The sequence below is a fragment of the Sphingopyxis sp. PAMC25046 genome (assembly GCF_004795895.1).
Lineage (GTDB): Bacteria > Pseudomonadota > Alphaproteobacteria > Sphingomonadales > Sphingomonadaceae > Sphingopyxis.
In genome coordinates this window covers 3038097-3052136 of record NZ_CP039250.1, presented here as the reverse complement: position 1 = coordinate 3052136, position 14040 = coordinate 3038097, and the positions used below count along the sequence as shown (strand labels likewise).

At 64.5% G+C, this 14040-nt stretch carries 15 protein-coding genes; 8 read left to right on the top strand and 7 right to left on the bottom strand.

Going from position 1 to position 14040, the window contains the following annotated elements; genetic code table 11:
- Positions 1 to 86: 86 nt before the first annotated feature.
- Together E5675_RS14405 and E5675_RS14400 are read left to right on the top strand one after the other, a co-directional pair.
- Positions 87 to 791, top strand: a complete 705-nt coding sequence (locus E5675_RS14405; RefSeq protein ID WP_136175122.1) for a glutathione S-transferase family protein — start codon at positions 87 to 89, stop codon at positions 789 to 791.
- 89 nt (positions 792 to 880) lie between these two features.
- The gene (locus E5675_RS14400; RefSeq protein ID WP_136175121.1) at positions 881 to 1366 is read left to right on the top strand and encodes a GFA family protein; all 486 of its coding nucleotides are present in this window, start codon (positions 881 to 883) and stop codon (positions 1364 to 1366) included.
- Positions 1367 to 1381: 15 nt separating this feature from the next.
- Here the strand turns inward: E5675_RS14400 and ahpF are convergent, their stop codons facing one another.
- The 5 genes from ahpF to E5675_RS14375 all read right to left on the bottom strand — a co-directional run bounded on the left by ahpF (position 1382) and on the right by E5675_RS14375 (position 5342).
- Complete coding sequence (ahpF, locus tag E5675_RS14395) at positions 1382 to 2938, bottom strand: alkyl hydroperoxide reductase subunit F (protein ID WP_210727679.1); 1557 nt, start codon at positions 2936 to 2938, stop codon at positions 1382 to 1384.
- A gap of 121 nt (positions 2939 to 3059) precedes the next feature.
- Positions 3060 to 3623, bottom strand: coding sequence for an alkyl hydroperoxide reductase subunit C (gene ahpC, locus E5675_RS14390; RefSeq protein WP_136175119.1), 564 nt, complete (start codon positions 3621 to 3623; stop codon positions 3060 to 3062).
- A gap of 145 nt (positions 3624 to 3768) precedes the next feature.
- Positions 3769 to 4080, bottom strand: a complete 312-nt coding sequence (locus E5675_RS14385; protein WP_136175118.1) for a hypothetical protein — start codon at positions 4078 to 4080, stop codon at positions 3769 to 3771.
- A 41-nt stretch (positions 4081 to 4121) separates the two neighbouring features.
- Positions 4122 to 4856 (bottom strand): AraC family transcriptional regulator, encoded by a 735-nt coding sequence (locus E5675_RS14380; protein WP_136175117.1) that lies wholly within the window; start codon positions 4854 to 4856, stop codon positions 4122 to 4124.
- 54 nt (positions 4857 to 4910) lie between these two features.
- On the bottom strand, positions 4911 to 5342 hold the full coding sequence (locus tag E5675_RS14375; protein ID WP_168707871.1) for a nuclear transport factor 2 family protein: 432 nt from the start codon (positions 5340 to 5342) through the stop codon (positions 4911 to 4913).
- Between the two features lie 125 nt (positions 5343 to 5467).
- Between E5675_RS14375 and purT the strand changes: the two genes are divergently transcribed.
- The 3 genes from purT to E5675_RS14360 all read left to right on the top strand — a co-directional run bounded on the left by purT (position 5468) and on the right by E5675_RS14360 (position 7685).
- Positions 5468 to 6646, top strand: coding sequence for a formate-dependent phosphoribosylglycinamide formyltransferase (gene purT / locus E5675_RS14370; RefSeq protein WP_136175115.1), 1179 nt, complete (start codon positions 5468 to 5470; stop codon positions 6644 to 6646).
- Positions 6647 to 6752: 106 nt separating this feature from the next.
- Positions 6753 to 7301, top strand: a complete 549-nt coding sequence (locus E5675_RS14365) for a hypothetical protein (protein ID WP_136175114.1) — start codon at positions 6753 to 6755, stop codon at positions 7299 to 7301.
- 27 nt (positions 7302 to 7328) lie between these two features.
- Positions 7329 to 7685, top strand: a complete 357-nt coding sequence (locus E5675_RS14360) for a hypothetical protein (protein ID WP_136175113.1) — start codon at positions 7329 to 7331, stop codon at positions 7683 to 7685.
- Positions 7686 to 7719: 34 nt separating this feature from the next.
- Here E5675_RS14360 and E5675_RS14355 read toward each other — a convergent pair whose 3' ends face one another.
- On the bottom strand, positions 7720 to 8193 hold the full coding sequence (locus tag E5675_RS14355) for a DUF3237 domain-containing protein (protein WP_136175112.1): 474 nt from the start codon (positions 8191 to 8193) through the stop codon (positions 7720 to 7722).
- Positions 8194 to 8253: 60 nt separating this feature from the next.
- A complete protein-coding gene (locus tag E5675_RS14350) occupies positions 8254 to 10440 on the bottom strand; it encodes a TonB-dependent receptor (RefSeq protein WP_168707870.1) in 2187 nt (728 codons plus the stop codon).
- 166 nt (positions 10441 to 10606) lie between these two features.
- On the opposite strand from E5675_RS14350, the gene E5675_RS14345 reads away from it, so the two are divergent.
- The 3 genes from E5675_RS14345 (at position 10607) to kdpA (ending at position 14032) form a co-directional block, all read left to right on the top strand.
- On the top strand, positions 10607 to 11974 hold the full coding sequence (locus E5675_RS14345) for an MFS transporter (protein WP_136175110.1): 1368 nt from the start codon (positions 10607 to 10609) through the stop codon (positions 11972 to 11974).
- 251 nt (positions 11975 to 12225) lie between these two features.
- A complete protein-coding gene (kdpF, locus tag E5675_RS14340) occupies positions 12226 to 12315 on the top strand; it encodes a K(+)-transporting ATPase subunit F (RefSeq protein WP_037556432.1) in 90 nt (29 codons plus the stop codon).
- Positions 12316 to 12328: 13 nt separating this feature from the next.
- On the top strand, positions 12329 to 14032 hold the full coding sequence (gene kdpA / locus E5675_RS14335; protein WP_136175109.1) for a potassium-transporting ATPase subunit KdpA: 1704 nt from the start codon (positions 12329 to 12331) through the stop codon (positions 14030 to 14032).
- Positions 14033 to 14040: the final 8 nt, after the last annotated feature.

The window sequence follows — 14040 nt, the reverse complement described above, 5'->3', positions numbered from 1 at the left end:
GGTGCGTAATTTACGCGGGCGCCGGGCGCCCTATATCTCAAACCGCTGCGCAGCTCCCCCCTTCAAGAAGACGATGGAGCAATACATTGGAACCGATCCTTATCTATGGCTTCCCGCTGGGAAGTTCCATGGGGCTTGTCGCGGCCCTCGAATGGCTGGGCAAACCCTATCGCCTGTGCCGCGTCGACATGCTCGGCGAAATGCGCGAGCCGGCCTATGCCCGCATCAACCCACGGCACGAAACGCCGGCGCTGATCACGGACGAGGGCAAGGTGCTCACCGAAACGATGGCGATCGCGCACTGGCTCGCCGCGCGCGACGATGAACGGCGGATCAGCCCCGATCCGATGTCGTCCGAAGGCGACCGGATGCGGCAGATCATGGCGTTCATCAACACCGGCTTCACTGGTGCCTTCACCCCGCTGTGGGTCGCGCTCGAAATGGACCCGCCGCGCCCGGCACTGCAGGCATCATTGCGCGAATTTGGCAAGGAGGCGGTGATCGGGCGCCACGACAAGCTCGAAGCAATGGTCGGCGAAGGTCCCTATCTGGTCCGAGACCGGCCGACGCTGGCCGACGCGCTGTTCGTTGGAATCGCGCGCTGGCTCGAGTTCCACGAGGTCGCCGAGCCCGTGCATTGGCCGAAACTCGCGGCGCTGCGCGCGCGATTGGAGGCCGATCCGGCGGTCGTCTATGCGACCGCGCTCGAAAGCGGCGAAAGCGCGGTCGGCAGCGGCGTCTGTCTCGGCCATGTTCCGCTCGCCGAGGTGGTCGAGCGTTACGGTGCCTGATGGGGCGGTTGCGCGGCGCATCGTCGCCGCGCAACCACTCCCCGCGCGCGCCATTGTGAGCGCGCGCCGCCTTGTGATAGCAATGCGTCATGGACAGGATCGAAACACAGGCGTCGGGCGGCTGCCAGTGCGGCACGGTGCGCTATCATGTCACCGCCGTGCTCGACACGTCGCACATCTGCCATTGTCGCATGTGCCAGAAGGCTGCGGGTAATTTCTTCATCGCGCTGATTGGTGTGCCGCGCGATGCGATCACGTGGACGCGCGGCGCGCCGACATGGTTCAAAAGCTCCGAAAAGGCCGCGCGCGGATTCTGCCGGACATGCGGCACACCGCTTGCCTATGATTATTTCGACAGCAAGCATATCAACCTGACCACCGGATCGTTCGACGAGCCGTCGCAATTCCCCCCGCGCGTGCAGTTCGGCCTCGAAGGCCAGCTATCGCTGTTCGAGAATCTGCCGATCAAGGCCGAAGGCACGACCGAGGAAACGATGGCCGCCTATGTCGGCGCGATCAAGGCAAGCAACCACCAGCATCCAGACCATGACACGGAGAGGTGGCCGGAGGCGTGAGCTTGCTTGGGCTCGTCAGGCGCCCGACCGGATCAGGTGATCGAAGGCCGAGAGCGATGCCTTTGAGCCTTCGCCCATTGCGATGACGATCTGCTTGTAGGGCACAGTCGTCACATCGCCCGCGGCGAATATGCCGGGCTGGCTCGTCGCGCCGCGCGCATCGACCTCGATCTCGCCGCGATCGCTGAGCGCCACCGCATTGCCGAGCCATTCGGTGTTCGGGATGAGGCCGATCTGGACGAAGATGCCTTCGAGTTCGACCAGATGCTCCTCGTCCTTGTTGCGGTCGCGATAGCGCAGGCCGACGACCTTCTCGCCATTGCCGAGCACTTCGGTGGTGAGCGCCGAGGTGATGACCGTGACGTTGGGCAGGCTCTTGAGCTTGGTCTGCAGCACCGCGTCGGCGCGAAGCTGGCTGTCGAACTCGATCAGCGTCACATGCGCGACGAGCCCGGCGAGGTCGATCGCCGCCTCGACGCCCGAATTGCCGCCGCCGATCACCGCGACGCGCTTGCCCTTGAACAAGGGACCGTCGCAGTGCGTGCAGTATGCCACGCCCTTGTTGCGATATTCGGCCTCGCCGGGGACGCCCATCTGGCGCCAGCGCGCGCCGGTCGACAGGATCACCGTCTTGCCCTTCACGCTCGCGCCGCTCTTGAGCTTCACTTCGTGCAGGCCGTGCGCGCCGCCCGGGATCAGCTCGGCGGCTTCCTGCACGTTCATGACGTCGACGTCATAGTCCTTCACATGCGCCTCGAGCTGCGCCGCGAGCTTCGGCCCCTCGGTGTGCTGGACCGAGACGAAATTCTCGATCCCCAGCGTGTCGAGCACCTGCCCGCCGAAGCGTTCGGCGACGATGCCGGTGCGGATGCCCTTGCGCGCGGCATAGATCGCCGCCGCGGCGCCGCCGGGGCCGCCGCCGACGACGAGCACGTCGAACGGCTCCTTCGCGCCGATCTTTTCGGCCGCGCGCGCGACCGCGCCGGTGTCGAGCTTCGCAACGATCTGCGCGAGGTCCATGCGGCCCTGCCCAAAGGGTTCGCCGTTCAGGAAGACGGCCGGAACAGCCATCACCTGACGCCGCTCGACTTCCTCCTGAAACAGCGCGCCGTCGATCGCCGTGTGGCGGATATTCGGATTGAGCGCCGCCATGATGTTGAGCGCCTGCACGACGTCGGGGCAATTCTGGCACGAGAGCGAGAAGAAGGTTTCGAAGACGAAGTCGCCTTCGAGCGCGCGCGCCGCGCCGAGCAGCTCGGCGTCTTCCTTGGGCGGATGGCCGCCGACATGGAGCAGCGCGAGGATCAGCGAGGTGAATTCATGCCCCATCGGCAGCCCCGCGAACACCGCTTCGGCGCGACCCTCATCGGCGCGGATCGCGAAGGACGGGCGGCGGGCGTCGTCGCCGTCGAAGCGCGCGGTGACGAGGTCCGACTGCGCCGCGACCTCTTCGACAAGGCTGCGCATCTCGGCCGACTTGGGTGAGGCGTCGAGGCTCGCGACCAGCTCGATCGGGCGACGGAGGTTGCCGAGATAGGTTTTGAGCTGGGCGGTCGTGTTGGCGTCGAGCATCGGCATGGGGAGAGCCTTTCGGACAGGGGCAAGGGTTCGCCACGGGAAGCGGCGTCAGAATCTTATATTTTCAGGGAGCGAAGACCGGGCGAGCGCCGCCCGCCCGGTCCTGCAATTCGGCTTAGATCTTGCCGACGAGTTCGATCGAGGGCGCGAGCGTTTCGGCGCCCTCTTCCCACTTCGCCGGGCAGACCTGGCCGGGGTTGGCGCGGACATAGACCGCGGCCTTGATCTTGCGGACGAGTTCCTCGGCGTTGCGGCCGACGCCTTCGCTGGTGATTTCCATCACCTGAATCACGCCGTCGGGATCGACGACGAAGGTCGCGCGGTCGGCAAGGCCCGAATCTTCACGCAGCACGCCGAAATTGTTGGCGAGGACGTGGTTCTGGTCGCCCAGCATGTGATAGTTGATCTTGCCGATCGCCGGCGAGCTGTCGTGCCATGCCTTGTGGCTGAAATGCGTGTCGGTCGACACGGCATAGACTTCGACGCCGAGGCCTTTCAGCGTTTCATACTGGTCGGCGAGATCTTCGAGCTCGGTCGGGCAAACGAAGGTGAAGTCGGCGGGGTAAAAGAAGAAAACGCCCCACTTGCCCTTGGTGTCGGCGTCCGACACGGGGACGAACTTGCCCTGATGGTACGAGGTGGCGTTGAACGGCTTGATCGAGCTTCCAATGATACCCATGGGAGAGTGTTTCCTTCTGTTTGCTGCACTGCAAAATGATTTGCAGGTGCCAGCTATAAGGACGGGCGTCCGCACTCAACCCCAATTTTCTGGGCACACTTATCGGTTCACTCGATCAAAGCGCGTAGTTCGCGCAAAACTGCGATCAGCGGCAGACATCCTTCGCGCCCGCGAGTAAATCCGCGCCCGCGAGTAAATCGATCACTTCGGCATCGAAATCGTCGGGCGCACCCGGCGTGATCTTGCGGAAACGGCGCGCGCAATAGGCAGCGCGCGGGCCGAGGTCGGGCACGTCGCGAAACTTCAGCGCGGTGCCGGACGTCCCGCCAACAAGGTCGGGCATATCTGTCCACACGGTGCGCACCGTGAAGACGGCGCCCGGGCGAACCTCGGGCGGGTAGCGCTCGTGCCGGCTGATGCACAGCGCCAGGTCATCCACTCGCCAATCGTCCGTCATAATCAACCTCATGGTTGTTACGCAGCGTTGGACGAAGGCTATCACATAAGCGTCGCGGTGCGAAGCGCCCGATCGCGCGCGATGATGGGCGCGATGGCGAGCCCCGCGATCCCTTCGCTCGGCGTGAGGCCGAAGACATGGCGAAACACGCGCGACAAATGCGCGGTGTCGGCAAAACCGGCATCCATCGCGGCGGTGCGGACGAGTGCGCCGCCCACCATCTGCTGCGCCGCAAATTGCAGCGCCGACCACAGCTTGAACTCGCGAAAGCCCTGTCCTGTCGACCTGCGGAACGTGCGCAGCGCCTGCGTCCGTTCCATGCCGAGCCGTTGCGCCAGATCGTCCTGCGACATCCGCCACATCGGGTCGCCGTGGATCGCGCGAACCACCGCCGCCATGTCGGGGGGCAATGCCGGCTCGCGCGGCGGTGCGAGGCGATCGCGCAACTCGGCAATCGCCGCCGCATCGCAGTCAACCGCAGCACGCGCAACGCGGGCCAACGCGCCGTCGAGCGCCACGGCGAGCGGCGCATCGAACGGAAAGGCCAGCCCGTTGAGGTAAAGGACGTCGGCGCCGCGCTCGGCGAGCGCGACGCCGTGGACGATGCCCGGCCGGACGAGCAGCAAATCGCCCTCGACCCAAAGGCCGCCGCGTTCGAGCCGCAGCGGCCCCGACCGGCCGGCGAGCACCGCCGTCACCAGATTGGCATGCGGCGCGAGCGCGCGCGTCCCCACCGGAAAACAGCTGGTGAGGAAAGGCGCCACCGGGTCAGGCATGGGGGCGATTATTCACCCGCCGGGGTCGGCGCGCAAGCATGGCGGCGACGCCATCTAGCGCGCGATTCCCGCCCGCGCGAAGGCCGACTCCATCCGCGCGATGTCGGGGTAGACATGCTTGCTCGCGACCTCGCCCTCGGCATTGACCGTGATCACGTCGAGCATGCCGACGTGGGCGACAAAGGCAGTGCCGCCCGGCATCGCGAGCGTCAGGACCATCGTCCAGTCGAAGGTCCAGTAATCGCGGCCGAAGATCCTTTTGCCCATCAGCATCGAAAAATCATAGGTCGCGAACAGATGCCGGCAATGCGCGCGCAGCGCCTCGCGTCCCTCGACCGCGGGCGATCCGTCGTGGAGCCGGAAAATGGTGTCGGCGGAGTGCAGCGACGCGATCAGGTCGGCATCCTTTGTCTCCCAGCCGACATGATATCGGTCGAACAGCGCCTCGGTCGGTATCGTGCGTTCAAGCTCGGCAATCGCGTTCATCGGCTTTCTCCTGTGTCCGGCGCGATCCATTCTAATGCGGGGGCGGCCGGACGCGTTGAACAAACGTGCATTGCGCGGCGGCGCAATATCGGCTGTGGAGGCGCTTCAGATTCGGAGCTGTCCCTATGACCCCCACCGCAAAGATACTTCTCCTCGGCTCGGGCGAGCTCGGCCGCGAATTCGTGATTTCGGCAAAGCGCCTCGGTTGCCATGTCGTCGCGTGCGACAGCTATGCCGACGCTCCCGCGATGCAGGTCGCCGACGAATATGAGGTTTTTTCGATGCTCGACGGCGATGCGCTCCGCGCCGCGATCGAAAAGCACAAGCCCGATCATATCGTCCCCGAGGTCGAGGCGATCCGCACCGAGATTCTCGCCGAAGTCGAGGCCGAAGGCTTCCACGTCGTTCCCTCGGCGCGTGCGGCGCAGCTGACGATGAACCGCGACGCGATCCGCGATCTCGCGGCAAGCGAGCTTGAGCTCACCACATCGACCTTCGAATATGCCGAGACGCGTGAGGAATTGCAGGCTGCGGCCGAGCGCATCGGCTTCCCGCTCGTCGTCAAACCCGTGATGTCCTCGTCGGGCAAGGGCCAGAGCACGGTGAAGGACGCCGTCGGGGTCGATGCGGCGTGGGACTATGCTGCCGCCGGGATGCGCGGCGACCGGCTGCGCGTGATTGCCGAGGCGTTCATCGATTTCGATTACGAAATCACGCTGCTCACCGTGCGGCACAAGGACGGCGTCGCCTTCTGCCCGCCGATCGGCCACCGGCAGGAACGCGGCGATTATCGCGAAAGCTGGCAGCCCGCGGCGATGTCGGACGCGGCGCTGGCGAGCGCGCAGGATATGGCGACCAAGGTGGTCGATGCGCTCGGCGGCCACGGCATCTTCGGGGTCGAATTTTTCGTGAAGGGCAACACGGTGATCTTCTCCGAGCTCAGCCCGCGCCCGCACGACACGGGCATGGTGACGCTGATCTCGCAATCGCTCTCCGAATTCGACCTCCACGCGCGCGCGATTCTCGGCCTGCCGATCCCCGCGATCGCGGTTCCCGACGCGAGCGCCAGCGCCGTGCTCCTCGCCGACCGCGACGCGTCCGATTTCGCGATCACGGGGATCGGCGACGCATTGACGCCACCGAATGCTGCAACCTCGGTCGATGTCCGCATCTTCGGCAAGCCGGTGACGCGACCCTGGCGCCGGATGGGCGTGGCACTTGCCAAAGTGGCGGGCGGTACGGCCGACGACGCCCGCGCCGCTGCCGCTGCCGCCGCGGAGAAACTGGCGATCGACTACCGCTAGCAAACGTCGGCTCGCCGCGTCCGCTGCACGGCCGGGCAATATCGCATTTGGTGTGCCGCGGCGCGATGCGGCACGGGCGGTCATTCTTGTTCGACAGGAGTGTTTCATGCCCAAATTCTTCGGCCCTATCGCCGCGCTGTGCCTTGCGAGCGCGATCCCGATCGCCGGTCCCGCCGCGCATGCGCAAGAGGCCGCGCCCGCCGCGTCGCTCGTTGCCGGCGCCAAAGTCTATGACCAGGATGGCGAAGAAGTCGGCCAGATCGCCAAAGTGTCGGGAGACAGGGTTGCGGTTTCGATCGACGGCAATGGATTGGTCGTCCCGAAGAAGGCCTTTGTGAAGGGCGCCAAGGGCCCGGCGCTGAAGGCACCCAAGGCGAAGATCGTTGCGGTGCTGAAGCAGGCCGAGGCCGATGCGGCGGCGGTCGAGGGCGTCTTGAAGCCGGGCGCGGAAGTGCGCAGCGCCGATGGAGCAGCGGTGCTCGGCAAGGTCGCGGCGGTGGCGCCGCAGGGCGCGGTGCTGGCGACCAGCGAAGGCAATATCACCATGCCGCGCGCCGCCTTTTTCATATCGAAGAAGGGATTGGCGGTGAAGGTCAATGAAAAACAGTTTCTGGCGGGGGTCAAGGCGGCGCGCGCACAGAAGGAAGGTGGTTGATCAGCTTCCGTTCGGAAGGAGAATGCGATGGCACTAGAGGAGGAGCTTTACGACATCGAGCAGGGATTCTGGCTCGACGGGAAAGAGCATTTTCTGACCCATGTCGATGTCCGGTGCCTGCTCGCCTTTCCGCAAGCGGGAGAGATGCACGGCGTGCATTCGCGCGAGGAGGTGGCGGCAACCGCCACCAACGCCAACCGCTGGCGTGACCTGAGGATGGGAAATCGCCAGTTTCTGAACGGCGGCGACGATTTTGCGATCATCAGCTACCGCGCGGATGTGACGCGTGCCGATGGTGAGCCCTATGCCGCGCTTGTCAGTTCAGCCTATGTGCGGCGTCCCGAGGCCTGGAAACTGGTATTGCATCAGCATTCGCCGATCTGATCGGGGGCTCGCCAAAGCCCGGTCCCCGGCCCCGCTACAGAAGCTCGAACACATCATAGCGGACGGCTCCGCCGACGCTTGCGCCCAGCCCGACCGCGACGATGTCGTTGAGCCAGGAATAGCGCTCGTCGCCGGTTTCGAACATCGGGGTCGTGCGGAAATAGATCTCCTTGCGCTCGGCCGCGGTTTGCGGACCGCCGCCTCGGGCATGCCGATGCGCCACCGACAGCGGCCGCAGCACGCCGCGATAGGATATATAGATCAGCGCCCCGTCGTGCGTTTCGAAGGTGATCCGCGCGTCGAGGCGTAGCGTATCCCTGTCGTCGATCGTCGCCCAGTCGCCGCCGCTCGGCATGACGCGGCCGCGCAGCCGTTCGCCTTCGACTTCGCCGCCGGTGAGCGCGGCGATCATACGGCGGCCGAAATGCGCGGTCCCGATCTGCTGCTGGGGTTCGGTGAAGGTGGCGCGATAGGAGCAGAGGTAGCGGAACTCGGGCTGGTCCATCATCAATCCTTTCGTTGAACGGGGGAGGGGGCGGCGGGGAAGTCCTCCCCGCCGCGCCGCGGATCAGATCTTGAATGCCATGGTGACGCCATAGGTGCGCGGCGGCGCATAGGGTGTCAGTATCTGGCGGTATGGGCCGAAATAGGTGACGTAGGTCGGAACCAGCTCGTCGGTGAGGTTCTTGCCCCACAGCGAAAGCTCCCACCGTTCGTCGGGACCCGCGATCGACAGGCGCGCGTCGAGATTCTCGTGGCTCGGCCACAATTGTTGCGGGATGTTCGACGCTTCGAAAAAGGCGTCGTCGACCCAGCTGTAATCGACCCGGAGCTTGGCCGACAAATCGCCGATCGGTGTTTCATATTGCCCGCCGACGTTGAACTTGTTCTTCGGCGATCGGGGCAGGCGATTACCGGTATAGGCCTGGCCGGGGATTGAATATTCGGTGAACTTCGCGTCGAGCCAGGCATAGCTGCCGTCAAGCTGGAAGCCTTCGAACGGGCGTGCGAGGACTTCGACCTCGGCGCCCTTGATTTTCGCCTTCGCCGCGTTGCTGACGACGACGCAGCAGAGCGGGACGAGCTGCGACACCTGAAGATCCGAATAATCGGTCTGGAACAATGCGACATTGAACCGCAGTCGCCGGTCGAACCATTCGGTCTTGGCACCGACCTCGTACCCCCAGGCGAATTCGGGGTCATAGGGGGTCGATGCGCCCGCTGCGGTGCCCGAAAGGCCTTGAAACCCTCCGCTCTTGTAGCCGCGCGCCGCCGACGCATAGAGCAACACATCGTCCGTCGCCTTCCAGTTCAAGGCGAACCGCGGAGTGAAAGCTTTCCATTTCTGGCTCGCGGTCACGTCATAGCCGGCCGGCGTGCCGAGCGGCGGCGGCACGCCGGGGCCGTTGTCGCCCTTGTAGCCCGCGAACCGGCCGCTCTTTTTCTCCCATGTCATTCGCGCGCCCAACGTGGCGGTCAGCGACGGGACTATTTCGTAATCGAGCTGCCCGAAGATCGCGAAGCTGCGCGCGTTGACCGACTGCGGAAATATGCCGATGCCGCTGATCGCGGGCGTCGCGAAATCCTGGATCTGTCCCTGAATGCGATCGGTGTCCTCTTTCAGATAATAAAGCCCCGTCTGGCCGTTCAGCCGGCCGTCGAACGCATCGAACGCCAGCCGCAATTCCTGGCTGAACTGCGTGTTGTCCTCGTCGCCGAAATCGGTCGATTCGATCTGGTTCGGCGGGTTGACCGGATTGCTGAAAAAGGGCGTTTCGAACTGGAAATCGACCTTGCGGAGCGCGGTCAGCGAGGTGAGCGTGCCGAAGGGCAGGTCGAGGTTGATCTCGGCCGAATAGGACTGGATCGTCCGCTTGATCATGCCGTCGATATAGGCGTTCACCACGCGCGGATCGGGGTTGATGCCCACGCAGTGGACGCCGCCGTTGAAACTGGCGTCGCAATTATTGTGGCGCGGATTGCCCTTCTGGTCCTGCCGCGAGATGTCGGCGCGAAGTATGATGTCGAGTGTGTCGGTCGGCACCAGCCGCAAGGCGAGGCGTCCTGTCGTCAGGTTCAGGTCGTTGACGTCATTGCCCGTCGTCTCGTTAAATTCGAAACCGTCGCGTTGCTTGTGCGAGAGGCCTGCCGACAGATAGATTTTATCGGTCAGCGCCATATTGCCGCGCGCGACGACGCCGACGCGGTCGTAATTGCCGTAAGTGCCCTCGAAATAGAAGCTGGTGTCGGCCGACGGCTTGCGGCTGACGAACTGGATCAGGCCGCCGATGGCGTTCTTGCCGAACAGCGTTCCCTGCGGACCGCGGAGCACTTCGACGCGTTCGAGGTCGAGGGCGTCGAGATCGGGGGTGCTGCCGCGACCCGCATAGACGCCGTCGACGAAGACGACGACCGAGGGATCGCCGCCGGCATTCTGGCTGATGCCCGGCGCACTGCCGATACCGCGCATCGCGAAATTGGTGTTGATGGGGTCGACCGCGCTTGCGGCCAATCCCGGCGTGCGGAGCGCGATGTCGGCGACGGTCTCTATATTGTTCGCGCGAAGCTGTTCCGAACCGAAAGCGGTGACCGATACCGGAACGTCCTGCAGCTTCTGCTCCTGCCGCTGGGCGGTGACGATGATATCGCCGTCGGCGCTCTCCTCGTTATCCTGTGCCGCGGCGATGGCGGGCATCGTCAGCAGGGCAATCCCTGCCAACAGCCGTGACGACGGGTTCAGTATTTTTCTGACCATGAATCGCTCTCCCATTATTTTAAGTTCGTTTTTCGTTGTCGCGTTCGTGAGTTCCTGCTTGACTGACACTGTCAAATACTTAGTTAGCTAAGTATCTACTTCATATCGCAGCACGCCCCGCGGTGCAAGGGGGCGGCTGCGGGTGGAGCGAAAGCCGGGAGAGGATATGGCGACCGAGCGAGCGAGCGGCGATGCGACCAGACAGGCGAGTGCTGGGGAACGGGAACCGCCGCCCTGGCCGCGTCCGGCCTATAGCTGGTACGTCGTGGCGATCCTTCTGTTCGCCTATACGCTGTCGTTCGTCGACCGCATGATCCTCAGCCTGCTGGTCGCGCCGATCCGCGCCGCGCTCGATATCTCGGATACGCAGGTCAGTCTGCTCATCGGACTGGCCTTCGCCCTTTTCTATACGCTGCTCGGCTTGCCGCTCGCATGGATCGCCGACCGCTATAACCGCCGGAACCTCATCGTCGCGGGAATCGCGGTGTGGAGCGTGATGACGGCCGGTTGCGGCTTTGCGGGAAGCTATGCGTCGCTCTTCGCTGCGCGCATGGGCGTCGGCGTGGGCGAAGCGACGCTATCACCCGCCGCCTATTCGATGCTCAGCGACTATTTTCCGCGCGACCGGCTGGCGCGGGCGATGGCGGTCTATTCGATCGGCGTCCCGCTGGGTTCGGGCGTCGCGATGATCCTAGGCTCCTTCGTCGTTCAGGCGGTGCTGGCCGCGCCGACGGTCGATGTCCCCTTCTATGGTCCGATGGATGCGTGGCGGTTGATTTTCGTCTGGGTGGCGGCGCCGGGAATATTGGTCGCGCTGCTCATGCTGACCGTGCGTGAGCCTTTTCGCCGCGGGCGGGCGGCCGCCGCGGTGATGCCGGATGCGCCGGCCGACGCACCCGGTCTTGTCGCGCACATCGGCGGACAGCGGGCGGCGCTCGGTGCGCTGTTCGGCGGCATGTCGCTGATCGGTCTTGTCATGTATGGCGCGATCGCGTGGATACCGACCTTCTTCGCGCGCAGCTACGGCATGGAGGTTGCGCAAGCGGGCCTGTGGTTCGGCGTGATCATGGCGGTGGGCGGCGCCGTCGGGTTGATTGCGGGGGGCGCGCTCGCCGACCGTTTGTTCGTCAAAGGGGTGGGTGATGCGCATTTGCGGGTGATGCGGCTGTCGATCCTGCTCGGCGGTCCGCCGCTGGCAGCGATGGCCTTGATGCCCGATCCGGCGCTGGCGTTCGCGATGCTGGGATTGGCCTTCCCATGTCTGACGATGCACGGCGTGGGCGGCGTCGCCTTGCAACTGATCACGCCGAACGAATATCGCGCGCGGATGACCGCGCTCTATTTCTTCGTCGTCAATCTGGTCGGCCTCGGCTTCGGTCCGATGCTGATGGCACTGCTGACCGACAATCTTTTCCAAGACGAATCCGCGCTGCGCTACTCGATCGCCGTCGTCGCGGCGGTCGCTTTCCCGCTCGCCGCAATCATCCTGACATGGGGGTTCAAGGGCTATGCGCGCGAACTGGCCCGGAGTTGACGGGACGCCACGGCCGACGCCCATTTTCGCAAAATCATATGCAAACACTATGTAGGGGGTGATTTCACTCTCTCGAATTCAAACGCGCGCCTGAACTAATTGATGCTCCGCAGACGACCCGCGCCACCTTTGTGGCGGGCGCCTTGCTGGAGCAAATCATGCAGGATATTCTCTGGATCGGCATCATCCTCGCGCTTCTGGCGGCAAGCCTCGGCTATGCGCGCCTTTGCGACGACGCGTGAGGTAACGCCATGACTCTCGACCTATGGCTCGCCGGCGCCACCGCGATCGGCCTTCTCGTCTATCTCGTCGCCGTGCTCGCACGGCCCGAACGCTTTTAGGGGAGGCGGCGCCATGACCTTTCAGGGATGGCTTCTCATCATCGTCTTCGTCGGGCTTTTGCTTGCGATCACCAAGCCGATGGGCCGCTGGCTCTTCGCGCTCTATGACGGGCAGCGCACGCCGCTGCACCGCCTGCTGGGGACCGTCGAGGCGGGTTTCTATCGCCTGGCGAGCATCGACCCGAACGAGGAGCAGAGCTGGCGCCGTTACGCGGTCCATATGCTGATTTTCAACGCCGTGCTGCTGCTCTTCACCTATGCGGTGCTGCGCCTGCAGGGCGTGCTGCCGCTCAACCCTCTCGGTTATGAAGGGGTCGGCACGGATGGCGCGTTCAACACCGCGATCAGCTTTGCGACCAACACCAATTGGCAATGGTATTCGGGCGAGGCGACGCTGTCGAACCTCAGTCAGATGGTCGGGCTCACGATCCAGAATTTCCTGTCGGCAGCGACGGGCATTGCGCTCGCCTTTGCCTTTTTCCGCGGCTTCGCGCGGCGCAGCGCCGCGACGCTCGGCAATTTCTGGGCCGACGTCACACGCGTCACGCTCTACCTGCTGCTGCCCATCTGCATCGTCTATGCGATTTTCCTGATTGCGAACGGCGTGCCGCAAACGCTCGCGGGTTCGGTCGAGGTGTCGACGCTCGAGGGCGTCAAGCAGACGCTCACGCTCGGCCCCGTGGCGTCGCAGGAAGCGATCAAGATGCTCGGCACCAACGGCGGCGGCTTCTTCAACGCCAACTCGGCGCATCCGTTCGAAAATCCGAACGCGGTCACGAACCTCGTCCAGATGCTCTCAATCTTCGCGATCGGTTTCGGCCTGACCTGGACCTTCGGCAAAGCGGTCGGCAACCAGCGTCAGGGCTGGGCGATCCTCGCCGCGATGCTCGTCATCTTCCTTGCGGGCGTCAGCGTCGTCTATTGGCAGGAAGCGACCGGTAACCCGATCCTCCACCAGCTCGGCGTCGCCGGCGGCAATATGGAGGGCAAGGAAGTCCGCTTCGGCATCTCCGCCTCGTCACTGTTTGCAGCGGTCACGACGGCTGCTTCGTGCGGCGCGGTCAACGCGATGCACGACAGCTTCACCGCATTGGGCGGCATGATCCCGCTGTTCAACATGCAGCTTGGCGAGGTCGTCATCGGCGGCGTCGGCGCGGGCATTTACGGCTTCCTCCTCTTCGCGATCCTCGCGGTGTTCGTCGCGGGGCTGATGGTCGGGCGCACCCCCGAATATGTCGGCAAGAAGATCGAGGCGCGCGAGGTCAAGCTCGCGGTGCTTGCGATCGCGGTGCTGCCGCTGATCATTCTCGGCGGCACGGCGATCGCGTCGGTCACCGAGGCGGGGCTTGCCGGACCGCTCAACAAGGGGCCGCACGGCTTTTCGGAAATCCTCTATGGTTTTACGAGCGCGGTCGCGAACAACGGGTCGGCCTTTGCCGGCCTGACCGCGGGCACGTCCTTCTACAACGGAATGCTCGGTGCCGCGATGTGGCTCGGCCGTTTCTTCATCATCATTCCCATGCTGGCCATCGCGGGCAGTCTGGCTGCGAAGAAATATACCCCGGCAACGGCGGGCAGCTTCCCGACCACTGGCCCGCTGTGGACAGGCTTGCTTGTCGGCATCGTGCTGATCGTCGGCGGCCTGACTTTCCTTCCCGGCCTCGCGCTCGGTCCGATCGCCGATCATCTCGCGATGATCCGCGGCCAGCTTTTCTAAGGATTAAC

Bases quoted from the DNA above. Each gene is read 5' to 3' on its own strand.
- E5675_RS14400 (WP_136175121.1), top strand. From the start codon at position 881: ATGGACAGGATCGAAACACAGGCGTCGGGCGGCTGCCAGTGCGGCACG.
- ahpF (WP_210727679.1), bottom strand. From the start codon at position 2,938: ATGCTCGACGCCAACACGACCGCCCAGCTCAAAACCTATCTCGGCAAC.
- ahpC (WP_136175119.1), bottom strand. From the start codon at position 3,623: ATGGGTATCATTGGAAGCTCGATCAAGCCGTTCAACGCCACCTCGTAC.
- E5675_RS14385 (WP_136175118.1), bottom strand. From the start codon at position 4,080: ATGACGGACGATTGGCGAGTGGATGACCTGGCGCTGTGCATCAGCCGG.
- E5675_RS14380 (WP_136175117.1), bottom strand. From the start codon at position 4,856: ATGCCTGACCCGGTGGCGCCTTTCCTCACCAGCTGTTTTCCGGTGGGG.
- E5675_RS14375 (WP_168707871.1), bottom strand. From the start codon at position 5,342: ATGAACGCGATTGCCGAGCTTGAACGCACGATACCGACCGAGGCGCTG.
- purT (WP_136175115.1), top strand. From the start codon at position 5,468: ATGACCCCCACCGCAAAGATACTTCTCCTCGGCTCGGGCGAGCTCGGC.
- E5675_RS14365 (WP_136175114.1), top strand. From the start codon at position 6,753: ATGCCCAAATTCTTCGGCCCTATCGCCGCGCTGTGCCTTGCGAGCGCG.
- E5675_RS14360 (WP_136175113.1), top strand. From the start codon at position 7,329: ATGGCACTAGAGGAGGAGCTTTACGACATCGAGCAGGGATTCTGGCTC.
- E5675_RS14355 (WP_136175112.1), bottom strand. From the start codon at position 8,193: ATGATGGACCAGCCCGAGTTCCGCTACCTCTGCTCCTATCGCGCCACC.
- E5675_RS14350 (WP_168707870.1), bottom strand. From the start codon at position 10,440: ATGGTCAGAAAAATACTGAACCCGTCGTCACGGCTGTTGGCAGGGATT.
- E5675_RS14345 (WP_136175110.1), top strand. From the start codon at position 10,607: ATGGCGACCGAGCGAGCGAGCGGCGATGCGACCAGACAGGCGAGTGCT.
- kdpF (WP_037556432.1), top strand. From the start codon at position 12,226: ATGACTCTCGACCTATGGCTCGCCGGCGCCACCGCGATCGGCCTTCTC.
- kdpA (WP_136175109.1), top strand. From the start codon at position 12,329: ATGACCTTTCAGGGATGGCTTCTCATCATCGTCTTCGTCGGGCTTTTG.